Here is a 21,247-nt window from a genome sequence, read left to right as displayed (position 1 = left end):
TTGAAAAGCTTGTACAATACGAATGAAGTTTTTAAAATAAATATAGAGTAAAAAGCAAATATATATATTGAAAAATATCGTTAAATCACAATAGAAAGATGTGAAAGAGAGATGACTCATGCGGATGATCAAAGATTGCAATTAAATAATGATGAAAGTGTGCAAAAAATATCCATTGAATTAATTAAACCTAATCCATATCAACCTCGTAAAACGTTTGATGAAGAACGATTAAATGATTTAGCTCAATCGATTAAACAACATGGTATATTACAACCTATTGTGTTACGTCGAACGATACAAGGATATTATATCGTAGTTGGTGAACGTCGTTTCAGAGCTTCTCAAATTATAGGTTTAAATGAATTGCCAGCAATAGTTAAGAAACTGTCTGATGAAGATATGATGGAACTCGCCATCATTGAGAATTTGCAACGAGAAGATTTGAACGTTATTGAAGAGGCTGATAGTTATAAGAAGCTGATGACTGACTTAAATATTACTCAGCAGGAAGTTGCGAAACGATTGGGTAAATCACGACCATACATTGCTAATATGTTGAGATTGTTACACTTACCTAAAAACATCTCACAAATGGTACAACAAGGTGAACTTTCAGGAGCACATGGACGTACACTATTAGCTCTAAAAGATGAAACTACAATGAAAAAAATAGCAAAACAATCCTCCCGGGAGTCTTGGAGTGTTAGATATTTAGAGCAAGTGGTCAATCAACTAACAAGTCAAGATGCAATTAAGGGTAATAAACAGACTAAACAAAGCCATAAACCTAAATTTATTCATCAACAGGAAAGACGATTGAAAGAACGATATGGTTCAAAGGTTGAAATTTCAACTGCTAAAAATATTGGTAAAATTACTTTTGAATTTAAATCAGAAGCAGAATTTAAGCGTTTGATTCAACAACTGAATAAAAATCATAATGATTAGAACTAAAATTTGAGCAAGATAGAGTTCAATTTATCATTTGATAAACTGTGGGTGTGAAATGTCGGTATTATAAAACCGAAGACCGATTAATATAAACACTAAATTACGTTATAATGTATGAATTATAAATCTAAAGAAAAGGGGAGGTTATGAGATAATGAATCAAGTGAAGCATATTTTATCTTCGTTGTTTGAACCTTTAACAAAGGTTGAAACCTATGAAAATTTAATTACAAAGATTATTATGATTTTAATTTATATTCTTGTGGCTATCCTAGTTATAGCTATTTTAAATAAAATCATAGAGCAAGCATTTAAAATTCAAAATAAAAGTAAAAAAGGAAACAAGAAACGTTCAAAAACACTCGTTTCGCTTGTGCAAAACGTAGTAAAATATATTGTATGGTTTATTGTAGTTACAACTATTTTAAGTAAGTTTGGTATTAGTGTCGAAGGCATTATTGCAAGTGCAGGAGTTGTTGGTATCGCAGTTGGTTTCGGTGCTCAGACAATTGTGAAAGATATTATTACTGGGTTCTTTATTATTTTTGAAAATCAATTTGACGTTGGTGATTATGTTAAAATCAATAGTTCAGGAACAACTGTTGCTGAAGGTACTGTTAAATCAATTGGTTTAAGATCTACGCGCATTAACACCATTTCGGGTGAGTTAACAATTTTACCAAATGGAAGTATGGGTGAAATTACAAACTATTCAATTACAAACGGAACATCAATTGTCGAGCTGCCTGTTTCTGTTGAGGAGAATTTAGATCAAGTTGAGAAAAAATTAAATAAATTATTTGCCACTCTACGCGGTAAATATTATTTATTTGTAAACGATCCTGTCGTTGATGGTATCGATGCTATTGAAAATAACAAAGCGACAATTCGTGTTTCTGCTGAAACGATTCCAGGTGAGGGAGCTTCAGGAGCGCGTATTATTAGAAAAGAAGCTCAAAGAATGTTTGTACAAGAAGGCATACGTATGCCACAACCTGTATTTTCTCAATATAATGAGAAACAAAAGTAATAGCTAATTATCATTGGAGGCCATTTTATGACGTCAAATTATGGAATAAATGATATAGTAGAAATGAAAAAGCAACATGCATGTGGAACTAATCGCTTTAAAATCATTAGAATGGGCGCTGATATTAGAATTAAATGTGAACATTGTCAGCGTAATATTATGATTCCGCGTCAAACGTTTAATAAGAAATTGAAAAAAGTTCTTGAATCTCATCAAGATAAAGAAAGTTAGGAGAATGATTAATGGCTTTAACAGCAGGTATCGTAGGTTTACCAAATGTAGGTAAGTCTACCCTATTTAATGCAATTACTAAAGCTGGTGCATTAGCAGCGAATTATCCATTCGCTACAATCGATCCCAATGTTGGAATCGTTGAAGTGCCAGATTCACGTTTACTTAAACTAGAAGAAATGGTGCAACCTAAAAAAACAATCCCTACAACTTTCGAGTTTACTGATATTGCAGGTATTGTTAAAGGAGCTTCTAAAGGTGAGGGTTTAGGTAATAAATTCTTATCTCATATTCGTGAAGTGGATGCGATTTGTCAAGTCGTTAGAGCATTTGATGATGAAAACGTGACACATGTCTCTGGTCGAGTAAATCCATTAGATGATATAGAAGTTATCAATATGGAATTAGTCTTAGCAGATTTAGAATCTGTAGACAAACGCTTACCTAAGATAGAAAAAATGGCACGTCAAAAAGATAAAACAGCTGAAATGGAATTGCGCATCTTAACTACAATAAAAGAAGCTTTAGAAGATGGTAAACCTGTACGTAGTATCGATTTTAATGAAGATGATCAAAAATGGGTCAATCAAGCGCAATTATTAACTTCTAAAAAAATGTTATACATTGCCAATGTGGGAGAAGATGAGATTGGTGATGAAGATAATGAAAAGGTAAAAACTATTCGTGAATATGCTGAAAATGAAGATTCAGAAGTTATTGTCATAAGTGCCAAAATTGAAGAAGAAATCGCGACATTAGACGATGAAGATAAAGAAATGTTCTTAAAAGATTTAGGCATTGAAGAACCTGGTCTAGATAGATTGATTCGTACCACTTATGATTTATTAGGCTTATCAACTTATTTTACTGCTGGTGTTCAAGAGGTACGTGCTTGGACATTTAGACAAGGTATGACGGCGCCACAATGTGCGGGTATTATTCATACTGACTTTGAACGTGGATTTATACGTGCTGAAGTAACAAGTTATGACGACTATGTTGAACATGGCGGTGAGAATGGAGCTAAAGAAGCAGGTAGACAACGTTTAGAAGGTAAAGATTACATTATGCAAGATGGAGACATCGTACATTTCCGTTTTAATGTTTAATTAGTACGTGAGATTTATTTTTATGAATGTGCACCCTAAAAGTTAGATGCTAGTCTAACTTTTAGGGTGCTTTTAAATTTGGGGGAAGTATTTGGGAATAGTTTTTTTATATTAGCTATTCACATATCTATATTTAATTAAGAGAATGTCTAAATCAGTATGAACAAGTTCTCTTTTAATCATATTATTTAGATTATCGATTTGGTTTTGATATAAGATTAACTTGATAAAAACAGATAACATAATAACTGAATAAAAAGAACCGATGCATTTTGAAATATTAACTAAGAAGGAATAGAAAAAATTATTTAACACGTTTAATGTGATCATTTTTTATTTAACAACTTACTTGCCAAGGAACCTATTGCAACAAGAACTAAAAATGTAATTATCCAACTTATAATAGTTATTAACATGTTTAAATTCCTCCTTCATCTATATATGTAACATATTATAAATAAAGATAATGTTAATATATTTATTATTGGACTTAACATAAGGTCATTATTGAAAATTTTATCCCTAAAAAGCTTGCAATTAAGACCAAAAAATGTCATAACCCTTTTTTAGTAAGATCGCGGCATTCTTTATGCCTAAATGAATCTATTATTAGAGGAAAATTGTATAAATTCCATTTCCAAGTTCTTAAAAAAATGGAATGATTTTGCTTGCTTCAATTATGTCTTGTGTGCTAAAAAATTGTTTGCCTTCGCCAGTGTAAGCAGGTTCCAATACCAAATTAGCTTTAGCACAATATAGCCACTCAGGGTGAATACCACAATTTAAGATATCTTGAAATTCTTGGAAATCCTTATTCCAATCTAAATTTAAGTTCATGCTAAACACCTCAGTATTATTTTAGAACGGATGTTCGCGAATGTGAAGTGCTATTGTTCTATTTTGTTCGTCTTATGAGGTGAACCAAGATGATTTTATATTGTTATCTATATAATTAGCGTCAACATTTTGCTGTAACTCAGGAGAATAATAGCTATTTGTGTATTGCCATAATACTTTTTCTCTGTTTGGTTCTTCTGCTTGATAAGCAGCTAGCCAATAACCGTCATATGATCCTAAAGCATTAGGAACATTATTTAACATAAAATTCTCGTATGAGTAAAATAGAACTTTCTTATTACCAGCGAGTTGTCTCATTTGATTAGCCCAAGCTTTAGTAGCAATTTCAGCATCTCCAGATGTAACTGTTTGTTGTTCATAATCATTTACATAGAATTCAGCTTTAGGCGCACGATTATATAAAGTTTTTGCTTCATATCGTGCATCTTGCGCATTTTCATACATACTATACGAATAAACACCGAATTTTATATGATTTTGATCTAATAACGCAGCGTTATGCTCTAACGATTTGTCTACATATTCTGATCCATATTGAGCACGAATAATAATAAAATCATAATTTTGTTTTAATTTTTTTACTTGAGCATTTGTTAAATTATCTTGCCATTCAGAAATATCTAACACTCTCTTACCAGTATCTGTCTTCATAGATCTTGATTTTGTTGAGAATGTAGAACGATTTTGTGTCTCGTTATTCTGTTGATGAGGATGTTTCTCTATATATTTTTGGTAACCATAACCCATAGTTCCTTTTTCTCTATTTGATTGATTATGTGAAGATTCTTGAGCATGAGCATTTATCGTTCCAAAACTTGTTGCTAATATTGAAAATGAAATCATCAAGTAAGAGATTTTCTTTAACATAAAATAAATGTGCTCCTTTATCATTTGATTTAATATTAAGTGCAATTATATGTAAAATATAATTTTGATGTTATTACAATTAAAACGGATTAGCAACTGTGTATTTTATATGATTAATATAATTAGAACATAAAGTAATACAGGATATATTTTGTAGGAAAATAAAATGAAGTTAGCTTATTATTAGCTTGGTAAGTCTGATGGTAGTCTTAAGTTATTTAAATGAGTAACTGTGTTGTGCAATGTTAATAATTAAAATGCGATTTAAAATTAAGATTAACAAGAATTTTATTGTAAAAAGTAATACTCTATGCTATAATTTTTGTCTGTGAGTAATGAAAATTATTCCTTGCTTATCATACTATAAGCTGATAAGCCGTATAGACCATAAGGAGGTGCAAATAAACTATGAGAACATATGAAATTATGTACATCGTACGTCCTAGTATTGAAGAAGATGCTAAAAAAGCCTTAGTAGAACGTTTTAACGGTATCTTATCTTCAGAAGGATCAGAAGTTTTAGAAGAAAAAGACTGGGGTAAACGTCGTCTAGCTTATGAAATCAATGATTTCAAAGAAGGTTTTTATAACATCGTACGTATTAAAACTGATAACAGTAAATCAACTGATGAATTCCAACGTTTAGCTAAAATCAACGATGATATCATTCGTTACATCGTTATCCGCGAAGACCAAGATAAGTAATAATTAGATAGGGGCGTTTTAATGCTAAATAGAGTTGTATTAGTAGGTCGTTTAACGAAAGATCCAGAATACAGAACCACTCCCTCAGGCGTAAGTGTAGCGACATTTACTCTAGCAGTTAATCGTACTTTCACGAATGCTCAAGGGGAACGCGAAGCTGATTTTATTAACTGTGTTGTCTTCCGTAGACAAGCAGAAAATGTTAATAACTACTTATCTAAAGGTAGTTTAGCTGGTGTTGATGGTCGCATACAATCACGTAGTTATGAAAATCAAGAAGGTCGTCGTATCTTTGTTACTGAAGTCGTATGTGATAGTGTTCAATTCCTTGAACCTAAAAATGCACAACAAGGCGGCCAACGTTCGCAGAACAATAATTTCCAAGACTATGGTCAAGGATTTGGTGGCCAACAATCAGGACAAAATACGTCTTATAATAACAATAACTCATCAAACTCTAATCAATTAGATAATCCATTTGCTAACGCTAATGGCCCGATTGATATTAGTGACGATGATTTACCATTCTAATAATGAACGAGTAAAAATAAAATTGAGTTAAAGGAGGCAGTTAACCATGGCAGGTGGACCAAGAAGAGGCGGACGTCGTCGTAAAAAAGTATGCTATTTCACAGCAAATGGTATTACACACATCGACTATAAAGACACTGAATTATTGAAACGATTTATTTCAGAGCGCGGTAAAATTTTACCACGTCGTGTAACAGGCACTTCAGCTAAATATCAACGTATGTTGACTACAGCTATAAAACGTGCTCGTCATATGGCTTTATTACCATATGTTAAAGAAGAACAATAATATATCGATTATTGTAAAACCCCGTAAGTATAGGCTTACGGGGTTGTTTTTGTGTTTTGGAATATTTAAAAAGGGCAGAAAAAGGGCATTATATGAAAGTTTTGCTTTATAAACCTAAAAAATACGCCTTTGATATAGACGTATTTCAAACAATATTGATAGTTTCTAATTTATTCATCATATCTTTAGCCATCTGATCAGTAACATGTGTGTATATCTCTAGGGTGGTTTTATAGTCTGAGTGGCCTACACGGTCTTGTATAGCTTTTAGGTTAATGCCTATTTGCGCAAGTGTGGATATATGCGTGTGACGTAATGTGTGCGTTGTAACACGTTTCTTTATTGAACTAATATCAGTAGCCTCTTTGATAATGTTGTTTATTTTATTCAAGTCGATAGGACTACCAGCTGTATTTGTAAATATGTACCCTCTATCAATAAAATCTTCATTCCACTGGTTTTCTTTCTTATTATCCAAAATAAGTGTTTTAAGTAAGTTGATACTTTGAGTAGTTAGTCCTATTGTTCTATAACTTTTACTTGTTTTAGTAGTTTCTTTTACTCCAAATGCTCCCGTTTCTTTATCAGTTACCCAATTAATTGTACCGTCGATATCTAGAGTTTTATCTGCATAGTTTATATTGTCTGATTTAATAGCTAGTAGCTCGCCGATACGCATGCCATTGGCAATTTGAAACTGTACTATAGCTTTAACCATATTGTAGTTACGTTTACGAGATGAATGGTTTTTATGCTTTATTAGATAGTCGAAACAATCCAATAACTCTTTAACTTCACTATCTTCTAAATAATTGTTTCGTTTAGCTTGTAGTTCATCTCTAGTTTTAGCTTTTTTAGGGATATCAATTTTATCTAGTACACTTATATCTTGTAGATCATAGTATTTAAACGCATATTTGAACACAGAACGAATAATGATAACTAGTGATTGAACATGACCTTTACTGTGTAATTTAGCCCACTCGTTAATAATATCTTGTAGGTATGTATGCGTGATGTTGTTTATCAGCACTTCTTTATCAATAGCATTTTTAACTGTGTTTGTATTGCTAATCTTTTCTTTGATTGTTGTAGCCTTTGAACCAGAATGATTTTTATAATACTCTAACCACTCATCACATGCAGCATGGAAAGTTAGTGACTTAAGTGTAGTAGGTGTCTTATCGTTCAACTTCGCCTCTATACGCTTATTTAAGAGTTTCTGAGCCTCCTTTTGTGACTGTTTACCATTCTTATTAAGTACCACGCTAACACGTCGCCATTTGTTTGTGAGTGGATCTTTATACTTCTCATAATAGCGATATTTAGTATCACCATGTTTATTAGTAAATTTCTCATGCCACATGTGTAAAAGTCTCCTTTGTTTAATTACTCATCATCTTCTAATAAATTTGTTACATTAACCGTTATTTCTTTTGTAGTAGGGTTAATGCTTACATCCTCTCCATAGCCTAATGATTTTACTTGAATAGTATCGTTTACTAATTTTAATGCTATTTCAACATGTTGATAATCTTGCAAAATTAACAAAGTATCTTCATTTGTCACAACATCATGTGATCCTTTTCCGTTAATAGTAACTTTCCAATCATTGAAGTACATTCTACATTTCCCCTTTGTTATATTATTTTATTATTTATCTTTAAGTGATTGAATATTGTTGTGAATAGCAAACATTTTTAATTGCTTTTTATTTAACATAGATTCTTTTTTGAAATCATTAAAATCTTTTTGAAGTTGTTCTATATCTTCACTTAAATCGACCTGTTCTTGCGATAATTTAGTAACTAAAAATGAATTAATGATTTCATTTATCATGTTTTTATCATATTCATTTAACATTACACCGTTATAAAATTTTTGATTTTCATTATCTTTAAGATGAAATGCTATATCGTTTATAGGTTTTTCTAAATTAACAGAGTGTTTCTCTTTTTCGTCATCCTCATATACGAATATATTCATATTTTTATTTCTTTCATCTTTATTTCCAACTTTTTTGTGTAAACCCTCATAGAAAGTATTGAAATCTTTGTATAAATTTTCCAGTTCTTCACTATCTATGTCGCTATCTTCAGCTTTTATAAACTCATTTAAAATATCTTTGATTTCATTGTCTACATCTTGTGTTGATTTAGATTGATCATTTATTTTTGAGTTTTTAAATCCTAGTAATAATAAAAACAATGTTCTAGTAGTCGGGAATTTCCTTTTATTATTTTCAAGTTTACTAATATAGCCTACTGATACGTTTGATAGTTTAGAAAGTTGATTTACAGATAACTTTAATTGTTTTCTATATTCCTTTAATATATCTCCAAATTTCATAAAATCACCTCTAGGTCATTATACAACAATTATAGGGATTGATTCCAAAGAATAAAAGTGTTGACTGTAAAATATGTTTTGTGGTACATTCTTTTTGTAGGCAATTCCCAAAAATATGAAAGCCTACAAATAGAGGTGATAATATGAAAAATAATTTAAGTATGATTATGGGGCGAAAGAGGATTACAGCTACAAAATTAAGTGAAGATACCGGTGTTTCTAGAACGACAATTCACGAGTTGTATCACGAAAAACAAATTAATCCAAGTTTTAGTACTGTTTCAAAATTGTGTAAAGCCCTTGATGTAACTTTGAACGAATTTTTTGGAATCAATGAAAAAGAGGGGGTTAAATAAGTGCCAAGAACAAAATTGCAAGATATACCTAGTGAAGAAAATGTAATTACAGAACCAAAGCAAGTTGTAGTCAATCCGTTATTTGCTAAACCGTCGGCATTAAGCGAAATATTTGGTATTAGCTATTCATCAACTAGACGAATACTAATAGAGTGGGAAAAAGATCATAAAGGTATTGATGATTTATATTACTCTCTATCATCAACGATGACAGTTATCAGTATTCCACGTTTTGAAGAGTACATGAAAAAACGTCATAAAGATTGGATGTAAAAAGGAGTGAAACAAATGAGATTATATATTTTGATTTCTGTACTAGCTATAACAATTGGTTGTTTATATGCATATTCTATTGATTTTATTCATGGGATTGCAATAACTGCACTAATACAAACTTTAACATTACCAATTGTTGATAAGTACGAATACAAAAAGGGTGATTAATAAAATGAATCAAGAACAAATTGATGTATTAGAACACGTGAAATATCAACTTAAAACAAGTATTTATAATCACTTTGAAAGTTATGAGCACACCGAGTTTAAAGACGGTCAAGAAGTAGTTTCACAAATTAATCGAGAAAAACATCTTGAAATAATAATGAAATGGGCAGTCCAAGAGTTAGAGAAAAATTTTAATATCAATGAGGAGAATGAATAAGATGAAAAATTTAACTAAAAATGATTACAAAAATATTGAAAGTAAAGTAAGTGGCGATTTAATTTTTAAAGACAAAAAGCATATTAAAAAAATGACGAAACTATTACAAAAACGTCGTAACAAAGATATTTCAATTATTAAAAAAATGTACCCTTATTTAAATAATAATGAGATTTTAGAAATCACTAATGATTATCAAGAATACAAAAATCTTGTTCAAGCTACTGAAACTTTTACAGATTTCCCTATCATTTACGAAGATTCTAATATTAGTAAGTTCTTAACTAAAGACGATATTGAAGAATTAAAATTAGCTGTTGAAGAAATGCTAGTTTTTGTTGAAAGATTGGAGGAGTAGTAAATGAAAAAATTAAAATATCAAATTCACGAAATCAAAGATGAAGTAGTAAGTGCAGATTTAACTTCTAAACTCAGCGCACTCAGAAACTTAGTAGCAGATGAAATGGAACGTGCTGAGAAATATAAGAAAATGCTAGTTGCGTCTAACGATCAAGTAGCAACATATACTGCAAATGAAAGCATTCAAAATCATTTTGTTTGTCTTGCAGTTATCAATTCAATCTTTACTGATGTGAGTTCAATGATTGAACAAGTGGAACATCATTACAACAATGCAATGGAAGAATTAAAAAGAGCGTCATCTGATGTGAATAGTTTGGCGACTAAATCAGATAACGCGTAATTTACAAAATTTATAAAACACAAGAGCAATAAGAAAATACTCCATTTGTATTATAACATCTTTGCTCTTGTTTTAATACATGGAGGTATAAAATTGGATTTTCAAAAAGTGAAATTAAATAACGATTTTAAAATTCAAATTGTTCAATATAAAAATTTGTATTCAAATTCATGTAATGGTTCTGGCTTATGTGAATGGTCTAAGTGGTTAGATAAACTACAAACACCAAGAATCAACTCAGATAAATATATACGTGGTTTATGTGTATATGGTGATTTTGAAGATGTTGAAAAAGATAATCAAACTATTAGTAAATATCGTAGTGATCAAACTTTAATCAATCGAACTGCTATTACATTGGACTATGACGAAATCAAAGATTTTAGAGGCCTTTATGAAGTGCTGAAAACTAAATTGGAACATGTATCTTGGGTATTTCACACAACGTATTCATATACTGTTGAAAAGCCTCGTATTCGTCTTATAGTACCTTTAAATGAGCCAGTGAGTGCATCAGACTATCGGAAGTATTCAAATGGATTAGCACGTTATATTGGTTACCCAGTAGATGAAGCTAGTTTTGTACCATCACAAGCTATGGCCTTACCAGTAAAAAAATCAAAGGAATCAATTTACATTTTTAAATATAATGACGCACCAGTAATAAAAAAAGAAGAGTTAAACAAGATGGTTGTTAAAAATGAGCCAATAACTGTCGATTATTCAAATCATTTTCATAAACGCGATAGTTCATATTGGCGCGAAATTGCATTTGGTGTAGGTGAAGGTGAACGCAACCAAACATTAGCTTCTTTAACAGGATACCTATTGCGTCGTTATGTGGACGCTAACCTTGTTTACGGATTGGTAAGCGCATGGGCGATGACCTGCAGACCACCTATTGAACAAAAGGAAGTTAATCGTACATTCAAAAGCATTTTGAAGAAAGATAACAAGAATAAGTGAGGAGGTTTTTATTTGGAAGATGTAACCAAAGAAGAAGTATTTGAGTTGATTGATGAAAATAATTATTTGGCCAATAGTGATGATTGGCGTAGTAAATTAAGACGATCAGCCACAACACAAGCCCTTAAAAAGACCACTGCAAACGCAGAATTAATAATGGAAAATGATGAAAGCTTAAAAGGGTTAGTACAATACGATTCCTTTGAAAAAATTACTAAACTAAAACGTCTACCATATTGGCGTACCAACGATGATAATAATTATTATTGGGCTGATATTGATACAACTCATGTCATTTCTCATATAGATAGATATTATAATGTGCAATTTAGTCGTGACATTATGGATAGTGTCATTGAAAAAGAAGCTTATCATAATAAATTTCATCCTATTAAGTCCATGATTGAATCTAAAACATGGGATGGCAATAAGCGAATTGAAACACTATTTATTGATTATTTAGGTGCCGAAGATAATCACTACAATCGTGAAGTGACTAAAAAATGGATGATGGGTGCGGTTGCTAGAATTTATCATCCTGGTATCAAATACGATTCCATGATTATTTTATATGGCGGGCAAGGTGATGGAAAGTCTACGACAGTAAGTAAATTAGGTGGTCATTGGTATAACCAAAGTTTAAAAACGTTTAAAGGGGATGAGTCCTATAAAAAAATACAAGGTTCCTGGTTGTGTGAGATAGAAGAGCTCGCAGCATTTCAAAAGTCTACTATTGAAGATATTAAAAGTTTCATTAGTGCGATTGTAGATATATATAGAGCTTCATACGGTAAACGTATTGAGCGACATCCACGCCAATGTGTGTTTATAGGTACGACAAATAATTATGAATTTCTAAAAGACCAAACAGGTAACCGTCGTTTCTTTCCTATTACGACAGATAAAAATAAAGCAACTAAAAGTCCGTTTGACGATTTAACACAAGACATTGTTCAACAAATGTTTGCTGAAGCTAAAGTTTATTTTGATGATGATCCAACGGATAAAGCATTGTTGTTAGATAAAGAAGCTAGTGAAACAGCATTGAAAGTCCAAGAAGAACATTCTGAAAAAGATGCTTTAGTCGGTGAAATTGAAGAATTTCTTGAGCGTCCTATTCCATCTGACTATTGGTATAGAACATTAGAAGAAAAAAGAATATCTGCTCACGATGTTATAGACCAAGATTATATTAAATTATATGGTGACGGTAAATTAATTGAATTACCAAATACAAAACCAGGTGCTTATGTATGGCGTGACAAAGTATGTAGTATGGAAATTTGGAAAGTGATGATGAAACGAGATGACCAACCACAACAACATCATTTAAGAAAGATTGATAAAGCGTTAAGAAATACACGATATTGTAGCACAGTGAAAAAGCAAACGCGATATGGTGAAGGCATAGGCAAGCAGTATGGTTTTAGCATAGATTTATCTTCTTACTATAAGGAACTTAAAGTCGAATCGTCATAAATTTTAGGACAGTAAGACACTTATAAGACAGGTTTAAGACACCTTTAATCCCTTGTGGCAGTAATGCCATGCTATAAGTGTCTTGGTGTCTTGATAGTTTTTAGTTAAAAGTTTTACAGAATATATATACACAAAGTACGAAATATAGATATATATAGGTAGTAAGTAGGGAGACAGTAAGACAGATTAATCGAAACTCTTGAGGGAGTAAGAATTGAAGGGTGTCTTTGTGTGTCCTAAAAAAACAATGCAAATAAGACAGTGAGACACCTATACAATTTTAGGAGGAAAAAATGAATAAAAATCAATTAAAATCAGAAATTTTAGAATATATAGAATCACACGATGGAACTACTTTTGTAGAAATAGAAAATGTATTTGAAGAAAATAACTTTAATTATAAAGGTGATGGAGCATATACAAGTGGCCAACATCCAAATATAGTGTTTTGGATTGGATGGAACCAAGAAGCGTTTAATATAATTGCCGAACTTAAACGAGATGGATTAATTGAGATGGATATTTGTCCACCAATTATTTATCTAGTTGATGGTAAAGGGTTGGACTTACCGATAGTGAAGTCTAAATATATTAAAACAGATCATTGGTTGCCCGTTGCATTTAATATTTGTAAGAAAGAAATGGAGTGCGTTTAAAGTGAATAAAAAAGATGAAATATATAGCCGACTGGACTATGATGCTCCGATTCAACTTATACCAGCACCAGAGAATTTATTTGTTGAATATATAGATGATGAAGAAATATGGTATTCGCCAATCGTATGTATGGCTTTAACAAAAGCACACCATATTAATTTCTATGACAGTGATGATATGGGATGTATTGATAAGGCTCCTGCTCGTTATATTAAAAAATTTAATCCCAAGACAGGTAAATTTGAACAATTCAGTAAAACAAAAAATGAAGGAGATGAATAAAATGAATGTAGAGATTATCGCAAATGAATTTGAAACTAGAGCAGCAACATTATTAAGATATTTTACGGGCTTATGTGAAAGTAGTTATAAATTACCTTTTGCATTTAAGATATATAACGATCCGTTTAATATTGTGTATCTAGTAAGTAAAGGTAAAATGTATGCTCATGTATTAATAAAAGATTGTGAAGTGAGAAAAACTTTTGAGATTGCGTCAGAAAAGCATACTGAGAAACTCATTGAGAGCATTGAGGGGCATTATACTGGATATGATTTACATGATGGTACACATGACACTATAAGCGATATGATGGCTAGTTTCATGTTTGATAATGAGTATTTCATGTATGGACTTGAGACGTTCGCAGAAAGTAATAATAGTTACATGTTCGACTACATGAGTAGAGATTTCAATATAGACGAACTTGAAGGCGTTCAATCTAGTAATGCTGATGTTATAGGTAATATGGAGGCATTGTATCAGTTAGCTACTGGAATTAATGAACCAGCACCAGAATTAGTAGAGGGCTTGAAAATCATTACTGAGTTTATTCAGAATGAGAAGGCGAATGAAGATGATAGTAAAGTATTAATTGAACGATTAAATGAGTTGAAACACTCTTATTATAAGGGTGTGAAACAATGACAATAGTTGGTAAGGATATTAAAAACTTAAATCTAACTGATGATGTGTTGATAGAATTTTTAAAACTAAATGAAGAAGATTATACGCTAAATAGTAATGAATATGTATTGATAGATCATCATGATAATGTAGTAGGTAACATATTGCCATTGGTCGTCGCATTAGATTTAAATAAATCATATGTAACATGTGAGCGTGTAGAAGTTGCTACTATTACTTACTATGATAAAAATATTATTCCAACTATTCCTTACAAATGGGATAACAGAAAAGCTAAATATATTAATATTTGCTTAGAATTAGAACAGGTAGAAAAATATTTTGAGTTTGCAGCATGGAAATTATATTGTGTGTTGAATGGTATCAACTTAAAAAACTATGATAAGTATAAGTGGGTGTTAGAAAGAATTAAGAGAACGCCAGATGATATGCCTAATGCAGATATGCCGATAAGTCGAGCATATGAAATTGCTCAATTACCTAAAAATCTGATTGAACGTACTTATAATGTAAATGGTAAATCTAAACCAATTTATAAAATGAATATTAAACAAATTAAAAATCTAAAAGAATATGTATAAATTTATAGGTCATGCACTTAGTAGGTGCATGGCTTTTTTATATGTAAATCGTAATTGTTAAGATTTGTTAGTTATTCAAGAAATAATCCAGGCATAAAACGAACATTTGTTCCATTGATGAATGTCTGTGGAACAGTGTGAAAATCTATGGAAATACGTATATAACAACACTTTATAGATTGTTAAGGAGTTATTTAAATTCTATAAATATCGGAACATACGTTTGTTATTTAGGTGTAAATTTAGTATAATAGTGTTAGGAAGTAAATGACTTCTATATATCGGACAAAAATAAGGATTGAATATTTGTGGTTTTAGTTATTGTCTATATAGTGCCTCCTCATTAAAGATGAAAAGAGGAATAATTTATGACAATTACAATTGAAAAAGAATTAACGAGCGATCACATTAAGGTATTAAATGTGTTACGCAATACTAAGCAAGAGATTATTACGAAACAAAGTATTTTTAACCAACTAAACATAGAATTTAATAAAAACAACGATAGATGGTTAAGAAACACAATCCATAGCCTAGTTGTTGATTATGGTTATGCTATAGGATATAGCTATAAAAAGGACTCAAAAGGCTATTTTATGGTTAAATCTGATGAACAAAAAGAATTAGCTTTAAGAAGTATCAAGCGTCATATTGAGGGTAGTATGAAGCGATATGAGGCATTAAAGAAAATGGATATTTAAGGTTATCTAGTACGTGGTGCTGCTGAGATTGCACAAGAGTAATAATTTTAAAAAATATAACTGAAACGAGGTATATCATTGAAAACAGCTAAATACTTTGATGAATACAATGAATATGTGACAGGTCAAAGAGAGAATATCAATAAACTTGAAAAAGAACGTCAAGAACTCACGCAACGAATTAAAGAAGATAAAGTTAAATATAAAGAACTAATTGCAAACTCAAAAGATGATGAAGCTGATAAACTTTATTCTACATTTGATAGTAACGAGAAAAAATTAAAAGCATTAGAAAAACGTTTAGCAACTAAAAAAGAGGTCTTTGATGAAGCCAGACGTAAAAAAGCTGTAGATATTATCAAACATCAGGGAGAGCTTCCCAATTTATATCAGAATGATAAAGAACGCATACTGTCGAAATTTAAACCAATCATAGATGAATATAATAAAGTAATAGATGAAATCGAAATGTTAAATGATAAATATGGAGCTGAGTTTTATAGATATGTAAGACTTTATGACCTAGAAAACTTTGAAGAAGATGAAGTCGTAAGAAATGAAATAAGAAATCATTTTAATCCGAATCAATACAGTAACTATATTGGGGCAGATGAATTACCATTCGTTGATACAAGAAATAAATTGAAAAATAGAGGTGCTAAATAATGGCTAGAAAATACAATTTAGATAAAGTTAAGAATTACATTTTGACTGAAACAACACTTTCTGGAGAAGAATGCAGTGATTTATTGGATGTTGTAGAAGAACAGTTTTCACAAAATCTTAGAGACCTACGTAAAGATGAGCTAACCCAACAATCGAAAAATAGCAAAAGATTTTCAGAGTTAGCTAAAGCAAATCGAATTATCAAAGATAAGTAAATTACCTTTTCTCTTAATAATTATTGGAAAGGAGGTAAAAAATGAGTAAATTAAATCCTAGACAAGAAAAATTTGTGTCAGAGTACCTAAAGACACTGAACATTACACAAAGTGCTATTAAAGCTGGTTATAGTCCTCATACTGCAAGTGAACAGGGAAGTAGGCTGCTAAAGAATAAGAAAGTAGCTAAGTATATTGACGAGCAACGTAAGAGAATCATTGACGAAGGCGTGCTATCTGCTAACGAATTACTTCATATCTTAAGTAATGCAGCAGTAGGTGATGAGAGTGAAGTGAGAGAGGTTGTCGTTAAACGTGGTGAATTTCAACGCAATCCCGATACTGACAGAATGAACCTAGTTTATAATGAGCATGTAGAAATGGTAGAAGTACCTATTAAGCCGAGTGACCGTTTACGTGCTAGAGATATGCTTGGCAAGTATCATAAACTATTTACCGAGAAAAAAGAGTTCACTGGTGATACTCCAGTAATTGTTAATATTGGTGAATGGAATGAGGGCGATGAAGAAGATCAACAGAGAGAGCTAGATAAAATAAAAGAAAACTATCCTAATAGAAAAATGATTGTTAATAATGTACCGTTAGAGGATTAAATAGAGCCTATCTGAAAATATTCAGATGGGCATTTTTGATTTTAATTGAGATATTATTTTATTAGTATTTTAATTGATTAATAAATGATAATCTAAAAGGGGTAAGATTAAAAAATAATAGGAGAATGGTAATTGGACAAAGTTAATTACTTTTTAAAAGCTTTAGTATTGGTAATTATGCTTCGTTGTACCATGAATTATTTACTTCCGTCATCTGATACAATAACTTTTAAAATTTTAGATGGGCTTGCTTTTGGTGTTTTAACTGTATTTTTAATTAATTGGATTATTGGAATTTTTAAGAAGTATTCACAAAAATAAATTGCTCATTTATGTTGATTTTGAAATTGTTAAAAATTCTAAGTATCGATATCAATAAAGCAATTGGAATAAAGCATCTATGATTATTTGAAAACATAAGTTATAATATATTCAAAAATATTTTTGAATGAGGTGTAATTATGATTCAGACTATTGTAACTGCTGCTATTCTTTATATTGCGACAGCAGTAGATTTATTAGTGATTTTGTTAATATTTTTTGCTAAAGCAAAGACTAAAAAGGAATATCGAGATATTTATATTGGTCAATATGTAGGATCTGTGACATTGATTGTCGTAAGTTTATTCTTTGCCTTTGTCTTAAATTATGTTCCTGAAAAATGGATATTAGGATTATTAGGGTTAATACCGATTTATTTAGGAATTAAAGTGGCTATTTATGATGATTGTGAAGGAGAAAAGAGAGCTAAAAAAGAATTGAATGAAAAAGGATTGTCTAAATTAGTTGGTACGGTTGCAATTGTTACGATAGCAAGTTGTGGTGCTGATAATATTGGTTTATTTGTTCCGTATTTTGTGACATTAAGTGTTACTAATTTATTCATTACTTTGTTTGTCTTTTTAATTTTAATTTTCTTCTTGGTATTTACTGCACAAAAATTAGCTAATATTCCAGGAGTTGGAGAAATTGTTGAGAAATTTAGCCGTTGGATTATGGCTGTTATTTATATAGCTTTAGGTTTATTTATTATTATAGAAAATGACACTATTCAAACAATTTTAGGATTTATATTTTAATTTAGGGTGTGATTTCATATGAGTTATGAAAATGCTTGTGATGTGATCTGTGTACATGAGGATAAAGTTAACAATGCTTTAAGTTTTTTAGAAGATGATAAATCTAAGAAATTACTTAACATTTTAGAAAAAATTTGTGATGAGAAGAAATTGAAAATTATATTATCTTTGATTAAAGAAGATGAGTTGTGTGTTTGTGATATTTCTTTGATATTGAAAATGAGTGTTGCTTCAACTTCACATCATTTAAGACTTTTATATAAAAATGAGGTACTTGATTTTTATAAAGAGGGAAAGATGGCATATTATTTTATTAAAGACGATGAAATAAGAGAATTTTTCTCTAAAAATCAGGAGGGTTTTTGAAGCGAGTTGAAAACGAGTTTCCTCTTGCTTTGATATTATACAGAAATAATACTAAAATAAAAAAATAAATGTAAGTGTGATTTATAAACACAAAAGTAGATGTTTAACATTTACAATTATAGTTTTCTTAAAGATAATGAACGTATCTACTGAAATGTACTACTCAAAATTGAGTATCCTTTAAATGACTGTATCCGTTAGATGTAGTCTTTTTAACTTGTCAAAACTGTACATTTCATAAAGTTACAAACAGATTTAAAAGTAGGTTTGTAACCAGTACCTTAAAATAGGTAAGTGGTTTGATATTAGAATAAAGGGTGCTCCAAATTAGGGGTACCTTTTTGTGTATAACCGAACCCAATGTGGTTTCGTTAAATGTGTCCGTAAGTGGACGTATTATCTACTTAGCTTAATATCCTCAAATTTGGGGATATTGATTTATACACAGCCCCAATGTGGGTTCAATAATAGAACTGAATAGCTCTATATATTTACTCAGCTCAAATGAGCGTATTAATTAATAATACAAATGCTGACGCACTAAGTCAGTGCATTAGAAAACGAAAATATTCGTTCTCTAAAATTAAGCTGAATACAGCCGAAATGTCGGCACTAGTAGATATATCACAACGGTAAATCAGAAAACGACTATATCCGTTCTATAAGTTCTGACAAGCCAAATGTGGCTTGTCTGAATATATATAGCTAGAAAACTCAAATATGAGTTCTCTTATATCCAAACTACTAAAACGTTACTTTGGAAAACCGAAATATCGGTTATCTAACTTATAGATGTGCGTAGTCAATTTGGCTACGCAGCTTAAAATGAAAATTTTAATATGTGGGATATTATCACTCCCCAAATCTGAGGAATGAAAGCTATGTACCTACAATGAGTACGCAGCTTATAGTCGAAATATATTTATGATGTATGATCTCGTGGCGCAGATTTGCGCAGTGAGTTTCACAGTCCAAATATGGACAGTGATATATACAAATTTGTATACATCTCATACAGTATTTTAGCGTGTAAGCTGACGCACCACTTTAGTGCATGAGCTTATGTAACAATTTGTGACGGCAGCTACATGAGTAATTCCGTAAAGTGAGTAGGGGAACACGATGTCTTAAGTAACCTGATCTAAGAAACGAACAAAATATTCAACCATGTATTGTAATTTGTAATGTTAGATAAGTGAATGTACCAACGCCAATATTTTGTTGATAAAGATGATGAAAAGAATGAGAGAGATTTAGAAAGCCTAAATAAATAATATCCAAATTCAGAGTTTCATATTGATGATATTAGGTAGATTTGAGGAATAAAGAATATTATTTTTGAAATGGAGAAAATTATTGAAAAATTAGTTTAATAGTGATAATATCTAGTTATAGATATCTTAGTAAATCCACCCATGAGAGTAGGAACCCCACCATATGGGGCTTTCGAAATCATGGGTTTTTTGTCATATAAAGGAGTGATGAAATGGAAAAAGTAGCTATTTTAGTAGATGGTGGGTATTATAGAAAAAGAAGTGCAAAAGTTTATGGTAAGGTTACGGCGAAAGAAAGAGCTGATGAATTATATAGATATTGTAATAGACACTTAAAGGATAAACATTTTAAAGAAGAAATACATAATAAATTATATAGAATTTTTTACTATGATTGTCCTCCAATTGATAAACAAGTTTATCACCCTTTATTGAAAAGAAATATAAATTTTGCTCAAAGTGATACTAAAAAATGGACAGAAGATTTTTTCAAAGAAATAAGTAAAAAGAGAAAAGTTGCATTAAGATTAGGGGAATTAAGTGAATCTTCAGTTGAATATAATCTAAAATACTCTAGTACAAAAAAATTACTGAATGGAAGTATTGAGCTAAACGATTTGGAAGAAAAAGACTTCACCTTATCATTGAAACAAAAAGGTGTTGATATGAAAATAGGTTTAGACATTGCTTCATTAGCATTTAAACATCAAGTAGATAAAATTGTTTTAATAGCTGGGGATAGTGATTTTGTGCCTGCTGCTAAATTAGCAAGAACAGAAGGGATTGATTTTGTGTTAGATTCTTTAGGTTCTGATATTAGAGATAGCCTTTCGCTGCATATAGATGGTAGACGTACTTGTGACGATAAGTATAAAATTAATTAGATTAATACTAGCTAAATATAAATCTTTTTAACTTTAACCGTATCTTAATTGATACGGTTATTTTTTTATTTACATACACGAACACTTATCTAGATACTAAGCTTTTTTGTGTGAAAAAGTTAGAACACTATCGTTGATATAAATGAATGTTTGTTACTCAATATCTTAGAATCAATCAGATTTTAAGAAGATTA

At 30.7% G+C, this 21,247-nt stretch carries 32 protein-coding genes; 27 read left to right on the top strand and 5 right to left on the bottom strand.

What is annotated here, in order from left to right:
• The first annotated feature begins 111 nt into the window (after nucleotides 1–111).
• From DYE57_RS11360 to ychF, 4 genes are all read left to right on the top strand, one after another.
• Nucleotides 112–951 carry a ParB/RepB/Spo0J family partition protein gene (locus tag DYE57_RS11360; RefSeq protein ID WP_115314067.1) on the top strand — a complete coding sequence of 280 codons (840 nt, stop codon included), beginning with the start codon at nucleotides 112–114 and terminating at the stop codon, nucleotides 949–951.
• A 157-nt stretch (nucleotides 952–1,108) separates the two neighbouring features.
• Complete coding sequence (locus DYE57_RS11355; RefSeq protein ID WP_115314066.1) at nucleotides 1,109–1,984, top strand: mechanosensitive ion channel family protein; 876 nt, start codon at nucleotides 1,109–1,111, stop codon at nucleotides 1,982–1,984.
• 27 nt (nucleotides 1,985–2,011) lie between these two features.
• Nucleotides 2,012–2,215, top strand: coding sequence for a DUF951 domain-containing protein (locus DYE57_RS11350; protein WP_115314065.1), 204 nt, complete (start codon nucleotides 2,012–2,014; stop codon nucleotides 2,213–2,215).
• An 11-nt stretch (nucleotides 2,216–2,226) separates the two neighbouring features.
• Complete coding sequence (ychF, locus tag DYE57_RS11345; RefSeq protein ID WP_115314064.1) at nucleotides 2,227–3,324, top strand: redox-regulated ATPase YchF; 1,098 nt, start codon at nucleotides 2,227–2,229, stop codon at nucleotides 3,322–3,324.
• A gap of 645 nt (nucleotides 3,325–3,969) precedes the next feature.
• Here ychF and DYE57_RS11340 read toward each other — a convergent pair.
• Together DYE57_RS11340 and DYE57_RS11335 are read right to left on the bottom strand one after the other, a co-directional pair.
• Nucleotides 3,970–4,161 (bottom strand): hypothetical protein, encoded by a 192-nt coding sequence (locus DYE57_RS11340; protein WP_115314063.1) that lies wholly within the window; start codon nucleotides 4,159–4,161, stop codon nucleotides 3,970–3,972.
• 72 nt (nucleotides 4,162–4,233) lie between these two features.
• On the bottom strand, nucleotides 4,234–5,049 hold the full coding sequence (locus DYE57_RS11335; protein WP_115314062.1) for a GH25 family lysozyme: 816 nt from the start codon (nucleotides 5,047–5,049) through the stop codon (nucleotides 4,234–4,236).
• Between the two features lie 408 nt (nucleotides 5,050–5,457).
• Between DYE57_RS11335 and rpsF the strand changes: the two genes are divergently transcribed.
• The 3 genes from rpsF to rpsR are packed head-to-tail and all read left to right on the top strand — an operon-like array spanning nucleotide 5,458 to nucleotide 6,574.
• Entirely contained in the window at nucleotides 5,458–5,754 is a 297-nt protein-coding gene (gene rpsF / locus DYE57_RS11330; RefSeq protein ID WP_115314061.1) for a 30S ribosomal protein S6, read from the top strand.
• A gap of 21 nt (nucleotides 5,755–5,775) precedes the next feature.
• Complete coding sequence (gene ssb / locus DYE57_RS11325; protein WP_115314060.1) at nucleotides 5,776–6,285, top strand: single-stranded DNA-binding protein; 510 nt, start codon at nucleotides 5,776–5,778, stop codon at nucleotides 6,283–6,285.
• A 46-nt stretch (nucleotides 6,286–6,331) separates the two neighbouring features.
• The gene (rpsR, locus tag DYE57_RS11320; RefSeq protein ID WP_001831354.1) at nucleotides 6,332–6,574 is read left to right on the top strand and encodes a 30S ribosomal protein S18; all 243 of its coding nucleotides are present in this window, start codon (nucleotides 6,332–6,334) and stop codon (nucleotides 6,572–6,574) included.
• A 145-nt stretch (nucleotides 6,575–6,719) separates the two neighbouring features.
• Here the strand turns inward: rpsR and DYE57_RS11315 are convergent, their stop codons facing one another.
• The 3 genes from DYE57_RS11315 to DYE57_RS11305 are packed head-to-tail and all read right to left on the bottom strand — an operon-like array spanning nucleotide 6,720 to nucleotide 8,923.
• Nucleotides 6,720–7,940, bottom strand: a complete 1,221-nt coding sequence (locus tag DYE57_RS11315; RefSeq protein WP_115314059.1) for a tyrosine-type recombinase/integrase — start codon at nucleotides 7,938–7,940, stop codon at nucleotides 6,720–6,722.
• 23 nt (nucleotides 7,941–7,963) lie between these two features.
• Entirely contained in the window at nucleotides 7,964–8,197 is a 234-nt protein-coding gene (locus tag DYE57_RS11310; protein WP_002468636.1) for a hypothetical protein, read from the bottom strand.
• A 30-nt stretch (nucleotides 8,198–8,227) separates the two neighbouring features.
• The gene (locus tag DYE57_RS11305; RefSeq protein WP_115314058.1) at nucleotides 8,228–8,923 is read right to left on the bottom strand and encodes a helix-turn-helix domain-containing protein; all 696 of its coding nucleotides are present in this window, start codon (nucleotides 8,921–8,923) and stop codon (nucleotides 8,228–8,230) included.
• A 143-nt stretch (nucleotides 8,924–9,066) separates the two neighbouring features.
• Between DYE57_RS11305 and DYE57_RS11300 the strand changes: the two genes are divergently transcribed.
• The 20 genes from DYE57_RS11300 (at nucleotide 9,067) to DYE57_RS11210 (ending at nucleotide 21,053) form a co-directional block, all read left to right on the top strand.
• Nucleotides 9,067–9,279 (top strand): helix-turn-helix domain-containing protein, encoded by a 213-nt coding sequence (locus DYE57_RS11300; protein ID WP_115314057.1) that lies wholly within the window; start codon nucleotides 9,067–9,069, stop codon nucleotides 9,277–9,279.
• The gene (locus DYE57_RS11295) at nucleotides 9,280–9,552 is read left to right on the top strand and encodes a helix-turn-helix domain-containing protein (RefSeq protein WP_115314056.1); all 273 of its coding nucleotides are present in this window, start codon (nucleotides 9,280–9,282) and stop codon (nucleotides 9,550–9,552) included.
• A 15-nt stretch (nucleotides 9,553–9,567) separates the two neighbouring features.
• The gene (locus DYE57_RS11910) at nucleotides 9,568–9,723 is read left to right on the top strand and encodes a hypothetical protein (protein ID WP_165417851.1); all 156 of its coding nucleotides are present in this window, start codon (nucleotides 9,568–9,570) and stop codon (nucleotides 9,721–9,723) included.
• A gap of 4 nt (nucleotides 9,724–9,727) precedes the next feature.
• On the top strand, nucleotides 9,728–9,940 hold the full coding sequence (gene tscA, locus DYE57_RS11290) for a type II toxin-antitoxin system antitoxin TscA (protein WP_115314055.1): 213 nt from the start codon (nucleotides 9,728–9,730) through the stop codon (nucleotides 9,938–9,940).
• Between the two features lies 1 nt (nucleotide 9,941).
• Nucleotides 9,942–10,298, top strand: a complete 357-nt coding sequence (locus DYE57_RS11285; protein WP_002468640.1) for a hypothetical protein — start codon at nucleotides 9,942–9,944, stop codon at nucleotides 10,296–10,298.
• 3 nt (nucleotides 10,299–10,301) lie between these two features.
• Nucleotides 10,302–10,643, top strand: a complete 342-nt coding sequence (locus DYE57_RS11280) for a diphosphomevalonate/mevalonate 3,5-bisphosphate decarboxylase family protein (RefSeq protein WP_002468657.1) — start codon at nucleotides 10,302–10,304, stop codon at nucleotides 10,641–10,643.
• Between the two features lie 93 nt (nucleotides 10,644–10,736).
• Entirely contained in the window at nucleotides 10,737–11,609 is an 873-nt protein-coding gene (locus DYE57_RS11275; RefSeq protein WP_002468648.1) for a primase alpha helix C-terminal domain-containing protein, read from the top strand.
• A 12-nt stretch (nucleotides 11,610–11,621) separates the two neighbouring features.
• Complete coding sequence (locus tag DYE57_RS11270; RefSeq protein WP_115314054.1) at nucleotides 11,622–13,088, top strand: virulence-associated E family protein; 1,467 nt, start codon at nucleotides 11,622–11,624, stop codon at nucleotides 13,086–13,088.
• Between the two features lie 293 nt (nucleotides 13,089–13,381).
• Complete coding sequence (locus DYE57_RS11265; RefSeq protein WP_075778672.1) at nucleotides 13,382–13,744, top strand: pathogenicity island protein; 363 nt, start codon at nucleotides 13,382–13,384, stop codon at nucleotides 13,742–13,744.
• A gap of 1 nt (nucleotide 13,745) precedes the next feature.
• Nucleotides 13,746–14,027 carry a hypothetical protein gene (locus DYE57_RS11260; RefSeq protein WP_002502284.1) on the top strand — a complete coding sequence of 94 codons (282 nt, stop codon included), beginning with the start codon at nucleotides 13,746–13,748 and terminating at the stop codon, nucleotides 14,025–14,027.
• 1 nt (nucleotide 14,028) lies between these two features.
• Complete coding sequence (locus DYE57_RS11255) at nucleotides 14,029–14,673, top strand: pathogenicity island protein (protein WP_115314053.1); 645 nt, start codon at nucleotides 14,029–14,031, stop codon at nucleotides 14,671–14,673.
• Nucleotides 14,670–15,254: a hypothetical protein gene (locus DYE57_RS11250; protein WP_115314052.1), complete on the top strand. Its 585-nt coding sequence runs from the start codon at nucleotides 14,670–14,672 to the stop codon at nucleotides 15,252–15,254. The genes DYE57_RS11255 and DYE57_RS11250 overlap by 4 nt, the downstream gene beginning before the upstream one ends.
• A gap of 368 nt (nucleotides 15,255–15,622) precedes the next feature.
• The gene (locus tag DYE57_RS11245) at nucleotides 15,623–15,955 is read left to right on the top strand and encodes a hypothetical protein (RefSeq protein WP_002502287.1); all 333 of its coding nucleotides are present in this window, start codon (nucleotides 15,623–15,625) and stop codon (nucleotides 15,953–15,955) included.
• A 78-nt stretch (nucleotides 15,956–16,033) separates the two neighbouring features.
• Nucleotides 16,034–16,621 carry a hypothetical protein gene (locus tag DYE57_RS11240; RefSeq protein ID WP_002473138.1) on the top strand — a complete coding sequence of 196 codons (588 nt, stop codon included), beginning with the start codon at nucleotides 16,034–16,036 and terminating at the stop codon, nucleotides 16,619–16,621.
• Nucleotides 16,621–16,836: a hypothetical protein gene (locus DYE57_RS11235; protein ID WP_002473135.1), complete on the top strand. Its 216-nt coding sequence runs from the start codon at nucleotides 16,621–16,623 to the stop codon at nucleotides 16,834–16,836. The genes DYE57_RS11240 and DYE57_RS11235 overlap by 1 nt, the downstream gene beginning before the upstream one ends.
• A 41-nt stretch (nucleotides 16,837–16,877) precedes the next feature.
• Nucleotides 16,878–17,450, top strand: coding sequence for a terminase small subunit (locus tag DYE57_RS11230; protein ID WP_115314051.1), 573 nt, complete (start codon nucleotides 16,878–16,880; stop codon nucleotides 17,448–17,450).
• Between the two features lie 132 nt (nucleotides 17,451–17,582).
• Nucleotides 17,583–17,771 carry a hypothetical protein gene (locus DYE57_RS11225; protein WP_115314050.1) on the top strand — a complete coding sequence of 63 codons (189 nt, stop codon included), beginning with the start codon at nucleotides 17,583–17,585 and terminating at the stop codon, nucleotides 17,769–17,771.
• A gap of 140 nt (nucleotides 17,772–17,911) precedes the next feature.
• Nucleotides 17,912–18,529, top strand: coding sequence for a CadD family cadmium resistance transporter (locus tag DYE57_RS11220; protein ID WP_002447710.1), 618 nt, complete (start codon nucleotides 17,912–17,914; stop codon nucleotides 18,527–18,529).
• Nucleotides 18,530–18,547: 18 nt separating this feature from the next.
• Nucleotides 18,548–18,895, top strand: coding sequence for an ArsR/SmtB family transcription factor (locus DYE57_RS11215; protein WP_002447711.1), 348 nt, complete (start codon nucleotides 18,548–18,550; stop codon nucleotides 18,893–18,895).
• Between the two features lie 1,486 nt (nucleotides 18,896–20,381).
• Entirely contained in the window at nucleotides 20,382–21,053 is a 672-nt protein-coding gene (locus DYE57_RS11210) for an NYN domain-containing protein (protein WP_115314049.1), read from the top strand.
• The last annotated feature ends 194 nt before the right edge of the window (nucleotides 21,054–21,247 follow it).

Origin of the sequence: Staphylococcus saccharolyticus (genome assembly GCF_900458815.1) — a bacterium.
Taxonomy (GTDB): Bacteria; Bacillota; Bacilli; order Staphylococcales; family Staphylococcaceae; genus Staphylococcus; species Staphylococcus saccharolyticus.
Note: the sequence above shows the minus strand (reverse complement) of the source record. Positions and strands in the feature narration are given on the sequence as shown.